This is a genomic window from Domibacillus indicus (assembly GCF_023715895.1).
GTDB classification, from domain to species: Bacteria; Bacillota; Bacilli; order Bacillales; family Domibacillaceae; genus Domibacillus; species Domibacillus indicus_A.
The window spans coordinates 16,635-30,457 of sequence record NZ_JAMBOO010000038.1 but is presented as its reverse complement, the minus strand read 5'-3'; the positions used below and the strand labels follow the sequence as shown (position 1 = coordinate 30,457).

13 protein-coding genes and 2 pseudogenes are annotated in these 13,823 nt (G+C 39.4%); 9 read left to right on the top strand and 6 right to left on the bottom strand.

From position 1 onward, the window contains the following. Positions 1-98 precede the first annotated feature (98 nt). A complete protein-coding gene (locus M3221_RS24235) occupies positions 99-593 on the bottom strand; it encodes a hypothetical protein (RefSeq protein WP_251274631.1) in 495 nt (164 codons plus the stop codon). 569 nt (positions 594-1,162) lie between these two features. On the opposite strand from M3221_RS24235, the gene cuyB reads away from it, so the two are divergent. Together cuyB and M3221_RS24225 are read left to right on the top strand one after the other, a co-directional pair. Next, positions 1,163-1,864 (top strand): cysteate racemase, encoded by a 702-nt coding sequence (gene cuyB, locus M3221_RS24230; RefSeq protein ID WP_251274630.1) that lies wholly within the window; start codon positions 1,163-1,165, stop codon positions 1,862-1,864. A gap of 107 nt (positions 1,865-1,971) precedes the next feature. After that, positions 1,972-2,847: a LysR family transcriptional regulator gene (locus M3221_RS24225; RefSeq protein ID WP_251274629.1), complete on the top strand. Its 876-nt coding sequence runs from the start codon at positions 1,972-1,974 to the stop codon at positions 2,845-2,847. A 120-nt stretch (positions 2,848-2,967) separates the two neighbouring features. Here the strand turns inward: M3221_RS24225 and M3221_RS26965 are convergent, their stop codons facing one another. From M3221_RS26965 to M3221_RS24215, 3 genes and pseudogenes are all read right to left on the bottom strand, one after another. Continuing rightward, positions 2,968-3,078 carry a hypothetical protein gene (locus tag M3221_RS26965; RefSeq protein WP_396395424.1) on the bottom strand — a complete coding sequence of 37 codons (111 nt, stop codon included), beginning with the start codon at positions 3,076-3,078 and terminating at the stop codon, positions 2,968-2,970. A gap of 113 nt (positions 3,079-3,191) precedes the next feature. Next, positions 3,192-4,292, bottom strand: coding sequence for a GerAB/ArcD/ProY family transporter (locus M3221_RS24220; RefSeq protein WP_251274628.1), 1,101 nt, complete (start codon positions 4,290-4,292; stop codon positions 3,192-3,194). A gap of 19 nt (positions 4,293-4,311) precedes the next feature. Continuing rightward, positions 4,312-4,485: pseudogene (locus tag M3221_RS24215) on the bottom strand (spore germination protein); the annotation flags it as partial. A 926-nt stretch (positions 4,486-5,411) separates the two neighbouring features. Between M3221_RS24215 and M3221_RS24210 the strand changes: the two are divergent. Then, complete coding sequence (locus tag M3221_RS24210) at positions 5,412-6,740, top strand: short-chain fatty acid transporter (RefSeq protein WP_251274627.1); 1,329 nt, start codon at positions 5,412-5,414, stop codon at positions 6,738-6,740. Between the two features lie 239 nt (positions 6,741-6,979). On the opposite strand, the gene M3221_RS24205 is transcribed toward M3221_RS24210, so the two are convergent. Further along, positions 6,980-7,540, bottom strand: coding sequence for a GNAT family N-acetyltransferase (locus M3221_RS24205; protein ID WP_251274626.1), 561 nt, complete (start codon positions 7,538-7,540; stop codon positions 6,980-6,982). A gap of 449 nt (positions 7,541-7,989) precedes the next feature. Here M3221_RS24205 and M3221_RS24200 point away from each other — a divergent pair, with 449 nt between their 5' ends. Next, a complete protein-coding gene (locus M3221_RS24200) occupies positions 7,990-9,018 on the top strand; it encodes a glycoside hydrolase family 88/105 protein (protein WP_251274625.1) in 1,029 nt (342 codons plus the stop codon). A 252-nt stretch (positions 9,019-9,270) separates the two neighbouring features. Here the strand turns inward: M3221_RS24200 and M3221_RS24195 are convergent, their stop codons facing one another. Beyond that, positions 9,271-9,465, bottom strand: a complete 195-nt coding sequence (locus tag M3221_RS24195; RefSeq protein ID WP_251274624.1) for an alpha/beta-type small acid-soluble spore protein — start codon at positions 9,463-9,465, stop codon at positions 9,271-9,273. Positions 9,466-9,651: 186 nt separating this feature from the next. Between M3221_RS24195 and M3221_RS24190 the strand changes: the two genes are divergently transcribed. The 5 genes and pseudogenes from M3221_RS24190 to M3221_RS26960 all read left to right on the top strand — a co-directional run. Then, the gene (locus M3221_RS24190; protein ID WP_251274623.1) at positions 9,652-10,134 is read left to right on the top strand and encodes a barstar family protein; all 483 of its coding nucleotides are present in this window, start codon (positions 9,652-9,654) and stop codon (positions 10,132-10,134) included. A gap of 363 nt (positions 10,135-10,497) precedes the next feature. After that, positions 10,498-10,809 carry a hypothetical protein gene (locus M3221_RS24185; protein ID WP_251274622.1) on the top strand — a complete coding sequence of 104 codons (312 nt, stop codon included), beginning with the start codon at positions 10,498-10,500 and terminating at the stop codon, positions 10,807-10,809. A gap of 709 nt (positions 10,810-11,518) precedes the next feature. Beyond that, positions 11,519-12,946: an N-acetylmuramoyl-L-alanine amidase gene (locus M3221_RS24180; RefSeq protein ID WP_251274621.1), complete on the top strand. Its 1,428-nt coding sequence runs from the start codon at positions 11,519-11,521 to the stop codon at positions 12,944-12,946. Positions 12,947-13,354: 408 nt separating this feature from the next. Further along, positions 13,355-13,507, top strand: coding sequence for a hypothetical protein (locus M3221_RS24175; RefSeq protein WP_251274620.1), 153 nt, complete (start codon positions 13,355-13,357; stop codon positions 13,505-13,507). Between the two features lie 155 nt (positions 13,508-13,662). Continuing rightward, positions 13,663-13,767 (top strand): annotated as a pseudogene (locus tag M3221_RS26960) (IS3 family transposase); the annotation flags it as partial. Positions 13,768-13,823 lie beyond the last annotated feature (56 nt).

Below are 13,823 nucleotides of genomic sequence, written 5' to 3'. Positions count from 1 at the left end.
GGGTAATAAACAAAGTAAAATGGTTCGTATCTTGTAGTATAGAGATATATGGGTAATAAAATAAAAATTCCTATTAAGGCATATGACATATTAGATTATTATTTAGACATTTTACAGAAATAGCAACTAGTATCCCTGTTGGGGCCTTGTTCGCGTTTATATAATTCTCCAAGGATCTCTGCGGCAATATCCTGCATACTCTTGCCTGTCTGTTCACCTTTTTTTCGCAGCCAGTCTTTAATATCTATGGACAGCGAAACGGACAACAATTTTTCCTCCGATTCAATGCTGAGTGCCTCATATTCTGGAACATACCGCATACGCCCTTGTTTAGTCGAACGTTTTATAAAGTCAGCTAACTCAACCGAAACACCATTTAACCGGGCATCTTTCATGTGAATGATCCACCGGTCTTTTAACCGTTCCATATACAGATTGGCCACTGGAACCTGTTGATAAAGCAGATCCATGACTTGATAGGTAAGGGAATAGACGGCCGGCAGATTGAGTACCGCATATCCAGGCTTCGTGCTGCGTTTATCCATCTCAATGGAATAGGCAGGTGTTAACCTATGTGTATAAATGCCCTCCATATAGCTAAAAGTGTCATCCGTTTCCGGCACGATAAAGTACCAGTCCCTAAACCTTTGCGCTTAAGTCTTGCTTCGGGAATAGAAGGAGAAGAAAAGCGCTGGTATACAGCTTCTTTGGCTTTTTTGTTGTAGTATTGCCGCTGGGAAAGCCGGTCTTCCTAAACTTTCTATTCATGCAGCTCACTGAATTCTTTTAGATTGCTTTCTTTACTAAGCAGAAGACAGTCCAGCAATTAATGCTGATCAAAGAAATCTAGCAGGAAAAGCTGATCATGCCAGACAACAAAATGGTCTAATGCATAAAGGTGTTGACTATCAATTTAGAACCAACGAGCTACAAGGAATACAGCGAGCTTTTTAGATTATTTGAATGAAATTCATTTTTCAAGTAAAGAAAAATGGTGACCTAGGATACATGAATTTATAGTTTCTATTAGTGAATAGATTCTTTCTATAATCTGCTTCTAAAAAGAAAAATTATAATAAAGAAAGCAAAAAAGCACACTTATAGCAGAGTGCTGTCTCTTGGTGAATTTCAATTATAAAATTTCTTTAGAAGTGGTGAGAAAATGAAAAAAGTAGTTGGAATTATTGGTGGAATGGGTCCTTTAGCCACAGTAGATTTAATGAATAAGATTATCCAGCGGACACCTGCAAATAAAGATCAAGATCATATCCATGTCATTGCAGATAACTATACCCAAATACCTGATCGAACAACGGCTATACTGGGAAAAGGTGCAAATCCTGCTCCCTATATTGAGCAGTCTGCCCGTCGCCTAGAAGAGGCAGGGGCAGATTTTTTAGTCATCGCCTGCAATACTGCACATTTCTTTTATAAGTCAGCTGATCATGCAGTAAGTATCCCTATTTTGCATATGCCTCAAGAGACAGCGGTTTTTTTAAAGAAGAATCATATCAATAAGGTGGGTTTGCTGGCAACAAGCGGAACCCTAAATACAAACCTGTATCAACGTAGTTGTGAAAGTTATAGTATTGAGGTGTTGGAGCCTGATTCAGCGATGCAGGAGACCGTCATGCAAGGAATATATGCAATAAAAGGCGGCGATTTGGAAAAAGGGCATCAAAACCTTTTGGCAGCTGCTAAAGAGTTGCTGCAAGAAGGGGCGGAAGCGATTATAGCGGGTTGTACAGAAATCCCACTTGTCCTAAGCTCGTCTTCAAACATGCATATCATTGATCCTACAGAAATTTTAGCGGATATGGTCATTGAAACGTCACTTGGATTAGAAGAAAGAGTACAGGCATAAGGTTTGAAAATCAGTATGAGGGATGGATAAGCTTCTGCAAAAAATTTGCTGTGATCAAGGATGTGCTATAGTAGGTAAAACAATGATTCAATAAGGGGCAGTTAGAGATGAATATTGAAAATATTGAAGCCTTCCTCTACGTTTGCCAATTAGGCAGTTTCAATAAAGCAGCAGAGGCTCTTTATTTAACGCAGCCTTCCGTAACCGCACGTATTCAATCCTTGGAACGGGAAATTAATATGAAGCTTTTTCATCGCAATGGAAATAAGATTTCTATCACAGAAAAGGGAGAATATTTTTTTCCGCACGCCCAAAAAATTCTTCAAGCTTATCAGGAAGCAAAATATGGATTAAACCAAGTGATTATTCCGTATGAATTAGTAATCGGCAGTGCTTTATCGATTTCGAACAATATTCTTCCGGACATTCTTCCTGCTTTTAAGTCTGAGTTTAAAGATGTCCGTGTCAAAATGGTGACAGGTCATTCTAAAGATATTTTGCACAAGGTGATTAATAAAGAAGTGGATTTCGGGATTGTGCGAACAGAAACACACCCCCAAGTAAAATCAATCAGGCTTTATCATGATCCGATTAGTCTTATTGTTCCAAAAGAACACGATTTTTTAGAAAAAGAAAAAGTGACAGTGGAAGAAATCAGTAAACATCCATTAATCTTTTTCGATTATGGATCGATGGACTGGCTTATGATCCATCGGCTGTTTCTGAGTAATAATGTGAATCCAAATATATATTTAGAAGTGGATAATATGGAAACAGCCAAAAACCTGGTATTGGAAGGCTTAGGTATTAGTTTTTTGCCTGAACACTGTGTTAGAAAGGAATTGGCAAATGAAGAGTTATTTCGCGTTGAGATGGAACCTCATGTAAAAATAAGTATTAGTATCGATTGTATTTATTTAAAAGATAAACCTAAGTCCGTTTTTATGGATTTTTTGGAAACTAAACTATTTGAACAGAAATAACGATTCAAGAGAATTTTATCATTTATATAAGCATTGAAGTGGAAACAGCGAACGGGAAGCAGTAAGGTCATACCGTTCTTCTGTTTCTCTTTTTTTTGGAAAATACTTTGAAAGTCAAGCTTAATAAAGAGTCATGTTTGTGGAAGGAAGCTCTTCTCTCGTTAACTCAACCGCGTCATCTATTTCACGAATAGACGGAGGATAGTTTTTTGCACTTATATAGTCATCTATAAACTAGAGCTTTTTTTCCTGGCGTATAAACAGTTTTTTTAAGCATAAGCTGTTCTCCTTTGCTGTGCCCTTTCTGCTGCTAAGGCAAAGCGGAACGACAGTCCACCATTTTCTCATCCTGTACCCTCACGCTTTCTCCTAATGATGGCGACCACAAGTAAAAATAAAGGAATAATGAACAAAAAGCCAGGATAGACCGAGCTGATGAAGCCGCCAATCATTTTGATTGACTCGGCATTACTCGTATAAACAGCCAGCGGTATAATGAGAAGGCTGAGAATATAAACAGCTGTTTTATGGTGCTTTGCTTTAGTGATGTTAGCTGCATTCAATGCAGCTATGTACAAGTTGTTCATAAACGAAGTAATAGTGAAGACTGCCCAAAAAACAAGAAAAATAAGATCCAGCCGTTCCACGATGCCCAGTTCAATTGATTTAATCATGTAAATAACCGGTTCTGGAACGTGCTTTAGCTTAGTTTCGCTAAAATAGGTAAATGCGCAAAGCGCCAGCAATGTATATATAATCGTTACCGTAAGGCTTGCTCCTGCAGCCGCTTTCCATTTTCCTTTGTTGTTCGCCTGGGTAAGGGGGAAAAGCCAGAGCAGCATTTCGGTTCCACCTAATGAAAAAATAGCTTTTTGAGCTCCTGCTGCTATATCCTGGATACCGGAAGACCCAATGGGCAGTAAATAATAAACATTCAAGTGATTCCACATTAAGAGAAAAATCATGAGCACACCCATCAGAAAAAAGGACATCAGCACGTGAAACCGAGCGATAATCCGAATATCCTCTTGAATCAAGTAGACTGTAATCGCGGTAATAATGACCGCAAACACAACGGGTGGTGTACGAGGAAACGCCCAATCTGCGGTAATCGAAAGAAAAGCCGCTAAAATCTGGCTGGCGACCATGAAAAAAAAGAACATATAAAGCGCTATAATCAGCACACTGATCACACGTCCGACAATGAGCGGCAAAAATTCAGCCAACGTTTTACTAGGAAAGCGTGAAGCCAGCAGCCACATTACGACAATCCCTATCTGCATAAAAAAACCCGCCAGCAGGATCGATAACCAGCCGTCTTTCCCCGCAGCTTGATGCACGTCGTATGGAAGAGAGAGAATTCCAACGCCAACATGGGTTTGCAGCATAAAGAAAAAGAGCTGCCAGGTTGAAATGCTTGCTTCCCTTTTCATTTTTTCACCCACTGTCTTCCTGCTTCTTTTTTCTGCGTCTGCGGATGGTTGTACTTATTTCCATCGATGAAACGACATAAGACGAGATAGCAGTTAAGGCAACTACAATCATCGTAAAGTTTGACACAAGTCCCGCTCCAACAACCGCATCCCCGATGAAAGGACCGCCAACAATGCCAGTCGTCTGCCCAATCGGAGACATCAATGTGACCGCCGCCGCCGACTTCCCGAATCACCGTCTTCATCCTGCTGCCAAAATGACATCATCTATTGCCTCTTTTTCAGTAGGATGAGGAAAATCCGGTATTTTATGCATCAAAAAAGAACCAGCCTATGCTCGCGGGACTGGCTCCTGTTTGTGAGACAGAGATCAAAATGCCCTTTAAACAGCCATCTGCCGATTACAGTATTATATCTGAGAAAGCAGGAGCACGAGAAAAATCCTTTTCCAAAGGGCAGATTTGCTGCGGGGTTATTACAGGGAAGGTGAGACCATGATTGTCATCAAAGAAATGACAGAGGATATTGCGATGCGTCTGCGCCAGCCGGGATATTGAGGACCGCAGTTAGGCATCAAATATTGCTTCCAAGAAGCACAAATAAGACAGTTGAACTATGTGAGCACTTTGTTCGGCTGTTTAAAAAGTATGGGGATGGACAGCTCGTACGATCCATGTAGTGTGCAGTAAATTACAGCCTGCAGCACATGAATAAATGGAATTTATTTACGCCCCCTGAACCGGATGAAAGGCGCCATATTCTTGATAACACAAGCAGCGAATTAAGCTGGATCATTTATATGCTTTGCATGAGGTATTCATTGCTTACCAACAGACTTTAATTTGTCTTTCTTATTTGATTTATTTTAAAATCACGATTGGTAATCATTTTAAAACAAGTGTTTATTCTCATACGGAATAAAATTTATTCTTTTTATGAATTTCACTTATATGGATTTAAAATGTAAAATCTTTAGTAAGAGAAAGGTTAAGGAGGGAGATATATACGACTTTTGGAAAACGCTTTCAAAAATGTATTTAGTGAATTACTCTGCTAACTCACGATGGTGTTTGACTTATCAAAGAAAGTACTTTTGATTTTAAGTCTGCAAAACGGCAGGAGGACGATTATATGAAAATGATGATATCCATTTCAAACAGGCTGATGCAGAAATATATGCCTGACCCGTATGTACTTGTTATTGTGCTTACATTTTTTGTGATGGGGCTCGCCGTCTTTTTAACAGACAGCACACCGGTTCAAATTGTGGGCTACTGGGGAGATGGTTTTTGGAGTTTGTTAACCTTTTCCATGCAAATGATTTTTATTGTGGTAACCGGTCATGTAATGGCGAGCAGCCCCTTCTTTAAAAAATTATTAGGTAACTTAGCGGGTACACCAAATTCACCCGGGCAGGCGATCGTTCTTGTTACTCTTGTTGCACTGATTGCCTGCTGGATTAATTGGGGATTTGGCTTAATCATCGGCGCATTGTTAGCGCGAGAAATCGCAAAAAAAGTAGATGGCGTGGACTATCGGCTGCTGGTGGCCAGTGCTTATAGTGGATTTATTATCTGGAGCGGCGGGCTTTCGTCATCCGTTGCTTTAACCATTGCTACTCCTGGGCATTTCACCGAAAATCTTATCGGCGTTGTTCCAACTAGTGAAACACTTTTTTCACCTTTCAACTTAACCATTGTTATTGGACTCATCATTTTAGTTCCCCTTATCAATCGGTTTATGATGCCTCCTAAAGATCAGGCATTTATTATTGACCGTGATTTATTAAATGACCCGAATGATATGCTGGCTGCGGTAACTGAGCATAATATGGATATGACACCTGCTGACCGTTTGGAAAACAGCAAGGTACTGTCTTTGCTTACTGGTTTATTGGGCCTTGCTTTTCTAGGATATTACATTGCTGCTAACGGGTTTGCTATTAATCTTGATATTATTAACTTTCTTTTCCTCTTCATTGGTATCATTTTGCACAAAACACCGAGACTGTTTTTAGAAGCTGTAGCTAAATCTGTTAAAAGCGCGACGGGAATTATTATACAATTTCCATTTTACGCAGGATTAATGGGTATTGTAACCGCTTCCGGTCTGGCAGGTATATTATCCGATTCCTTTATCGCGATTTCAAATGAACATACTTTTCACATGCTGACATTATGGAGTGCAGGCCTTGTTAACTTTTTTGTTCCTTCAGGCGGCGGACAATGGGCTGTTCAAGCGCCTGTTATGCTGGAAGCAGCAAAAAGCATGGGCGTATCGTTACCTAAAACAGCAATGGCTGTCGCATGGGGAGATGCGTGGACAAACATGATTCAGCCGTTTTATGCACTGCCTGCCCTGGCCATTGCCGGTCTGAAAGCAAAAGATATTATGGGCTACGGCTTAATCATTATGCTGGTCACAGGCATTTTTATTTCTTCGGTCTTTTATTTTTTATGAAAAAGGATGTTCCTTTCGTTTTGATCTCAATATGTGCATATTGAGATCTTTTAACAACGTATTATATCGTGATCTTTTGTTCTACAAACAAATATAGAAAAAGAGAGTCAGTTTATCTCTTTCCTCACCGGACAGGACAAAAAAGGGGATAGTACCCTCTGCTTAGGGACTGTCCCTTTTTTATTTATAAACTTATTAAGCTCCCTTAGTTAAAACGATTTAGCCAGGAAAAGAAACCGTTAATCTTCCTCTTTCCCAACGCCGCGAAACGACAGCCGGTGAAAGGTATTGATAAACACAAACAATTCTTCTCCCGTTACCTTCCTCGAATCAGCAAGGAGGGGAAGGTACATAGCCTGGTAGGTTTCCGGCACCCAGATGTAGTGATGGACATACTCTGTGAGAAGAAAACCGCATGATTGCCAAAAGTGGATACGCCTTCTATTATCTGGTGTTTCCTCTGACTCAGCCTCAATAATCAATTTCTGATACCCCTCATCATCTGCTTTCTGTCGCAGGTAATCAACAAAGTGTTTGCCAAGTCCATGGCCTCGCTCTTTTTCAGATACAGCCAAATAGTCGATGATCATCACCCGGTCAGATACGAGCTTCCCTGTGAGAGCCATAACAACCGCTGCCGACTCGTTGTACGCCACATGAAGCTCGGCAATTCCTTGTGCAAACATATTTTTGATGATCTTAACCGGCTTGGCTCCCTTATCTCCAAATGCCTTCATATAAAGAGGGCTCGCGTCCTGCCAAAGTTCATCATCCCAAGTGCCAACAGTTTTAATCTTCATAAAGATTTCTCCCACCTAATTTGTTGTTCCTATTATATCCATGTAGTACCATATATCATCTATATCACAGACAATTAATTTAGACTATTTTTAAATAAATGACTCTGTTAAACACCAGTGTTTGTTTTCTATGTGCAAACATAAGAAAACCGAGGCTTGTATGATGTCTCTTTTTTTTGCGTTATTGATTTTCTGCCACAATTTACAATATTAAGCAGAACTAAAGCCAGAGAGTGCAAACATTCTTTGAAAAAGCGAAAAGAGATCCAAAAATGTTGAAATGTGTGCATTTAACAGTGTTCTTTGTTCAATTTATCTACATGCAAGAAAATCTTATATAAAGAAAAAAAGATATATTTTACAATGATGGCATACGAAAGGAGGGTACCGGGTGAAACCTGTAGGTCATGCATCGAATTATTTATTTTTATCATTTAGGAGAGTGAAAGATGTCTAAGCTTGTTTTTGATGAAAATGAAGTAAAGGCTAAAATAGATAAAGTTGTTGAAAGGACCATGAAGATGGATTACGGGTGGGACTGGCCTGCCGGGGTAGCCTTTTTCGGTATTGCTGAAGCATATGAAGCCACCGGGGAGGAGCAATATTTACACTTTCTTAAGAACTGGATAGACAAGGAACTGGAAGACGGTCTGCCATTATTATCTGTAAATGCTTGTGCCATTGGTCACACGCTTCTTACTTTATATAAGGCTTCAGAAGAAGAAAACTATTTGAACTATGCCATTCAAATGGCAGATTTTTTATTAAATGATGCAGACAGGTTTGCAGACGGTATTTTACAGCATACCGTTAACGGAGGAAAGGATGTATTTCCCGAGCAAGCATGGGCAGATACGATGTTTATGGCGGGATATTTTCTTTTACGAATTGGCCATATGTTAGATCGAAATGATTATTTTGAATTTGGCTTGAAACAATATCACAGACACGAACAATTTCTACAGGATGAAACAACAAATTTATATTATCATGGGTGGGATCATGTTGCTCAAAACCATATTTCCGGCATTTTTTGGGCAAGAGGAAATAGCTGGGCAGCCTACACGATGGCAAGAGCATTGGAGTTAATCAAAGTACAGCATCCATCTTATATGATTATTGCTGATTCTCTTCGTGATCAGTTGAGTGCTTTAGTTCGTTTGCAATCTCCAACTGGACTTTGGCATACGATTCTAACAGATGTCGATTCCTATCAAGAGACATCTGGATCTGCTGGAATTGCTGCTGCCTTGTTGTCTAGAGGCAAATTGTATAATGAATATATCCAGAGGTCGATTGAAGGAATTCTTAGTCAAATCAAAGAAGATGGATCGGTAGCAAGTGTCTCTGCAGGGACGGCTGTAATGGATGATGCAGAAGGGTACAAACAGGTTCCGTATAAAAGAGTTCAAGGCTGGGGACAGGGACTAACATTAGCCTTCTTGTCAGCACTGTTAAAACAAAAGACAAAGAATTAACGCTGTTAAACAACTAAAGGAACGAAATTTGATGACAAAAAAGCTAATTAAACAAATGTTAAAATCTTTTCTTAAAATAATCTAAATTTACATTTTTTAATCAGCAGTACAGCCAGATTGGATATTTTCAAATTTTGAATACACAAACTAGACGTTCATTCACACCAATCTCTAACAGAGCCTTAAACAAAAAAAGACACCCTTCAGAACGAAGGGATGTCTTTTTTGTTGCTTTTTAGTTTTACATGTTTTCTAACGACGAGACAATTCCTGTTTCGCCATTTGTACAAGACGCTTCGTGATTTCACCGCCGACAGAACCGTTTTCACGCGCTGTTGTATCCGCACCTAGCTGAACACCAAATTCAGAAGCAATTTCGTACTTCATCTGGTCAATAGCCTGCTGGGCACCTGGAGCCAATAGTCGGTTGCGGTTTCTGCTTGACATGATCAGTCACTCCCTTATGGGTTTTTGATTTGTCTTGCCTTAACAGTATAGGTCGTTTCCGCTCCCCTCACACTGGTAATATAATCAAACAGGGAGTTTTTTTGGGAAAAAGGCTCTGTTGACCGGTACTGCTGATTAAGAAATAATTCATTTAAATAAAATCAAATTTTTGGTGGTGAGTGTGAGATGGAATTATGGAAGAAACTTATGCTAAATGGCTCCGTAAAGCTCTTCATGAGTAATAAAATTTTAGATAAGTATATAGCCGATATATCCTATGAAGGGTTCGAAATATATACTTTTGATTGTTCCAAGTGGGACTCAAAAAACTATCATCATGATTTGGCAGCTGTTCTTGGTTTTCCATGTTATTACGGAGAAAATTTAGACGCTTTTAACGATTGCTTATCAGACATGGTTGAGGAAGAAACGGATTTTGTTTTGGTATTCAAAAACTATGAGCTGTTCGCAAAACAAAACTTAGAAGTGGCATTTAAATTATTAGACATTATCCAAATAAACTCTTGGAGATTTTTAATCGAAGATGTGAAACTGTTATCTTTTATTCAATCAAACGACGCTACTATGAGTTTTCCAAACCTGGGTGCAATGTCTGCGTCTGCCGAATGGAACGGTGAAGAGTGGCTAGACAAAGATAGAGGGCTGTAACTAGCTTTCTAAAAAGGTTTTAATTTACTTAATCAATAGTACATGCATAAGTCAGTTTAAGAAAGAACGTCTTTCTGCTTCTTCAAAAAGGCTGATGTTAGGGAAACCGTTACATTAATTACTGAAAAGGATTTAAAGAAATTTTCAGAGCGATAGTAAGAATAGGTACAAAGAGATGTGGGGCCCGATCTCTTTGTTTTTACTTGTTTTACGAATGCAGCGTTCATGTTTTCAGGAAGCAAGAACAAAAATTAAAAGGACAGGGTGCATTACTTTCTCGAATTATATATAATATTGGAAATAGCTGTCTAAAAACAAGACATTTTTGCATTTCTCAAGTTTTTCGTGAAGGAGAGTTGAATTATGGCTAGAGTGTTAAGATCGAAAAAAGATATTGAACAATTCTCAATGGATTTTCCTCAAATTGCTTTCTACGATGATCAAGGAAACAAGCATTACTTTGTTTTTGAAGACAAGCAGCGAAATGGGCAGTGGACGCTGATGTTTAATGAATACACAAAGGCGTGGACCGTTCATGGAAAAGGTGAAACCTATTGCGATCCAGATGAACAGCTGCTGGAACCAGCAGAAATGGTTAAGTTTATCTGGAAGAACCGCAGTTCTGTTAATAAAGTTTTGCGTCAGAAAACGGAATTTAGTAGTGAAAAAGCGTAGTATATACAAAGGCATGCTCCATTGCTTTTCTTAACATGGCTATGATCTTTCTGCTAACACTATCAGAAAAGAATCATGGATCTTGAAGATGAAGCAAAAGACGGCGTGTACGTTGCCCCAGTAAAATTATCGAGAAGCCAGGACTTGAGGACAAAAAAGCTAATTGAGCAAATGAAAAAGGGTAATAATAAATAGCGTACAAAAGGTGAAACAGGACCCGAGAGCGGGTTCTGTTTTTTTGTTTTCGCATTAACAATTCATCGCTATCCCTGAGTTTCCGATCAGAAAATAGAATTTGTCAGCTAGGTGAAGTTTGATAGTCCAAAACCTCTTACACTTGAATCCCGTACTTATGTTAACCGGTTTAACAAGCTATACTTTCATGGAACACATAGGCTATAGGCTGTGTAATCCCGGTTGAATAAAAGCGATCATTCCTAAAAAACTATCTAATTTAGTAGTGATAATCCAGTTCAAACGCCCTCGAATAAACCTTTTGAAGGGGAAATCAAGCCACTCCTAGAGATATTTTAAGCATTAAACAAAAAACAATTTTCATTTCATTTTCATAACGAAAATCAAATTACTGTTACATATGTGCAATAACTATCTTAAAAAGTTTCATATAAACAAAATTAGTAAAAGGAAATAATATGAAAGAGATCCATACAAGATATTTGGATAAAACGATAAGGGGAGAGGTCTAAACGTGAAGAAAAGCATGATTTTTATTCTAGTTTTTTTATTGACTATTTCCCAATGGAGCATCAACCTGTCTGCTCAGGCAGCTGGTTTTACGGATGTACCAAGCCGCGTAAAGAAGGAAGTGAACTATTTGTCAGGTGGGGGGATTGTAAAAGGGTCATCTAAAACGTCTTTTAACCCCCATCAAGCGATAACAAGAACAGAAGCTGTTACATTAATTGGCCGTGCTCTTCAATTAAACGGTACACAAAGAAAAACAGTATTCTCCGATGTTGGAACGGGTAACTATGCTTCCGGGTTTATACAATCTAGTATGGACAAAAAAATTATGACTAACTCTTTATCAGGGGTAAGTGCAGGTCGTTTTTATCCGAATAAGGAAGTTACGCGCGGGGAAATGGCCATTATGATCGCGAATGCATTCGGCTACTCTTATAACGGCACGACTTCCGGGGCTGCAAAAGAGCTAATGGATCGCGGCATTGCCAGTGGAACAGCCAGCGGTACGTTTAGCGGAAATTTAACGATCAAACGTGCTGATTTTGCTGTTTTTTTAGCACGTGCGATTAATCCCACGTTCCGTACAAAACAATCTGTAAGTTTTTCAAAGGTACTTTGGACAAGTGCTGATAACTTAAATATCCGCACAGGACCTTCGACATCTTTTGCTTCACAAGGAAAGATTGAAAAAAATGTAAAAGTATCAGGTGCGCATTCGGTTGGGGACTGGATATACGTTAAAACAGGTAACACAGTCGGGTTTGTCAGTGCTTCTTATTTACGAAGTACCTCTATAGGAACTGCCTCACCTGAAAAGCCTTCTGCTGGCCAGGAATCACCTCTTGCCGGGCAGACCATTATTCTTGACCCAGGACATGGCGGTACAGATCCGGGTGCAATTGGCTTTGGACTTAGAGAAAAAGATGTTGTCCTTTCTACAGGGCTGAAAATAAACAACTTGTTAAAGAAAACACCTTTTAAGGTGAAAATGACCCGCTCTTCAGACGTCTTTGTCTCTGTGAATGCCCGGCCTGATTTTGCTATAAAAAACAAGGGGAATGTGTTTGTCAGTATTCATGCAAATGCGGCTAGTGCGAGTGCGAACGGTACAGAAACATTTTACTATGCAGCTGCTGCAAACCCGTATGTGTCAGACAGCAAATTACTGGCTTTAAAAATTCAAACAAGAATGACAGACGCCTGGAATTTAAATAACCGCGGGGTAAAGTCAGGAAATTACGGTGTTCTCCGTGAAAACAATATGCCGGCCGCGCTGGCGGAACTCGGTTTTATTACGAATAAAAGTGACAATGACAAATTGAAATCGGATTACTGGCAGACAGCGGCAGCCAAAGCGATCTATCTTGGTATTTTGGATTACTATAAAGCAAGAGGCTATGAGGTAGATTCTCTTTACAGCATCGCTAAATAAGATAAGGTAAAACTGGACCTGCTCTCAGGTCCAGTTTTTTGTTTTCAGGTTAACAGTTCACTGTGCTATCCCTGATTTCCAAATCACAATGTCTAGTGCATTCGTCTTCAGTATTTTTGTATACGTAAAACTTCACTTGTCGTCTTATGTATTAGTATACAAAAAGGCAGAAGGAGAGAAAATCACATGAGCTGCCTTGGACAATTCGAGAGAAATAAAAGAAGAAAAGAGCTTTAACGGTCCTACCCGCCTTCCAGACAGCCTATATGGCAACTTTAAAGACTTAGCCTTTCCATTAGTGAAGCTATGTATCTCCTGTTAGAATGCGAAATAAATACCAATCAAAAAGCAGTGAAAGAGACTGCGGCATACATAAGTAAAGGCACTAAAGAAGAGGATGTAGTTGCTATGAATACAAAACTCGTCATCAAACATACAGTGAAAATGAAGAGAAATACAAAACGGATCACCGTCAAACAATGGAAAGTGAATGGGGAGCTGCCGTGCCCGATTTCTGCGAGATATCCAGCTGTTCCATACCGACCGTGGCAGCGAGTTTAAAAACCAGCTAATCGATAAAAGGTTAGCGGCCTTCCAGATCGGCCGCTCTTTAAGCATGAAAGGCTATCTCATGGCGCAAGCCACGTTTAAAATTATTAAAACCGAGTTTATGAACCAGAAGAACTTTGGCAAACTAGAGCAATCTTACGCTTGAGCTTAGAGATTACGTTAATTGGTTTAACAGGCTGCGTATTCATGGAACGTTATGCTATAGGAGCCCGTATAAATATAAGCAACTGCCTCTTAAGAGGGCTGTCTGATTTAGTATTAATAATTCATGTCGGTACAAGCTGCTGAACACCTTTACTCGGTTCCA

What these genes read in the sequence shown, in the direction of transcription:
- M3221_RS24235 (WP_251274631.1), bottom strand. Translation starts at nt 593, where the DNA reads ATGGAGGGCATTTATACACATAGGTTAACACCTGCCTATTCCATTGAG.
- cuyB (WP_251274630.1), top strand. Translation starts at nt 1,163, where the DNA reads ATGAAAAAAGTAGTTGGAATTATTGGTGGAATGGGTCCTTTAGCCACA.
- M3221_RS24225 (WP_251274629.1), top strand. Translation starts at nt 1,972, where the DNA reads ATGAATATTGAAAATATTGAAGCCTTCCTCTACGTTTGCCAATTAGGC.
- M3221_RS24210 (WP_251274627.1), top strand. Translation starts at nt 5,412, where the DNA reads ATGAAAATGATGATATCCATTTCAAACAGGCTGATGCAGAAATATATG.
- M3221_RS24205 (WP_251274626.1), bottom strand. Translation starts at nt 7,540, where the DNA reads ATGAAGATTAAAACTGTTGGCACTTGGGATGATGAACTTTGGCAGGAC.
- M3221_RS24200 (WP_251274625.1), top strand. Translation starts at nt 7,990, where the DNA reads ATGTCTAAGCTTGTTTTTGATGAAAATGAAGTAAAGGCTAAAATAGAT.
- M3221_RS24195 (WP_251274624.1), bottom strand. Translation starts at nt 9,465, where the DNA reads ATGTCAAGCAGAAACCGCAACCGACTATTGGCTCCAGGTGCCCAGCAG.
- M3221_RS24190 (WP_251274623.1), top strand. Translation starts at nt 9,652, where the DNA reads ATGGAATTATGGAAGAAACTTATGCTAAATGGCTCCGTAAAGCTCTTC.
- M3221_RS24185 (WP_251274622.1), top strand. Translation starts at nt 10,498, where the DNA reads ATGGCTAGAGTGTTAAGATCGAAAAAAGATATTGAACAATTCTCAATG.
- M3221_RS24175 (WP_251274620.1), top strand. Translation starts at nt 13,355, where the DNA reads ATGAATACAAAACTCGTCATCAAACATACAGTGAAAATGAAGAGAAAT.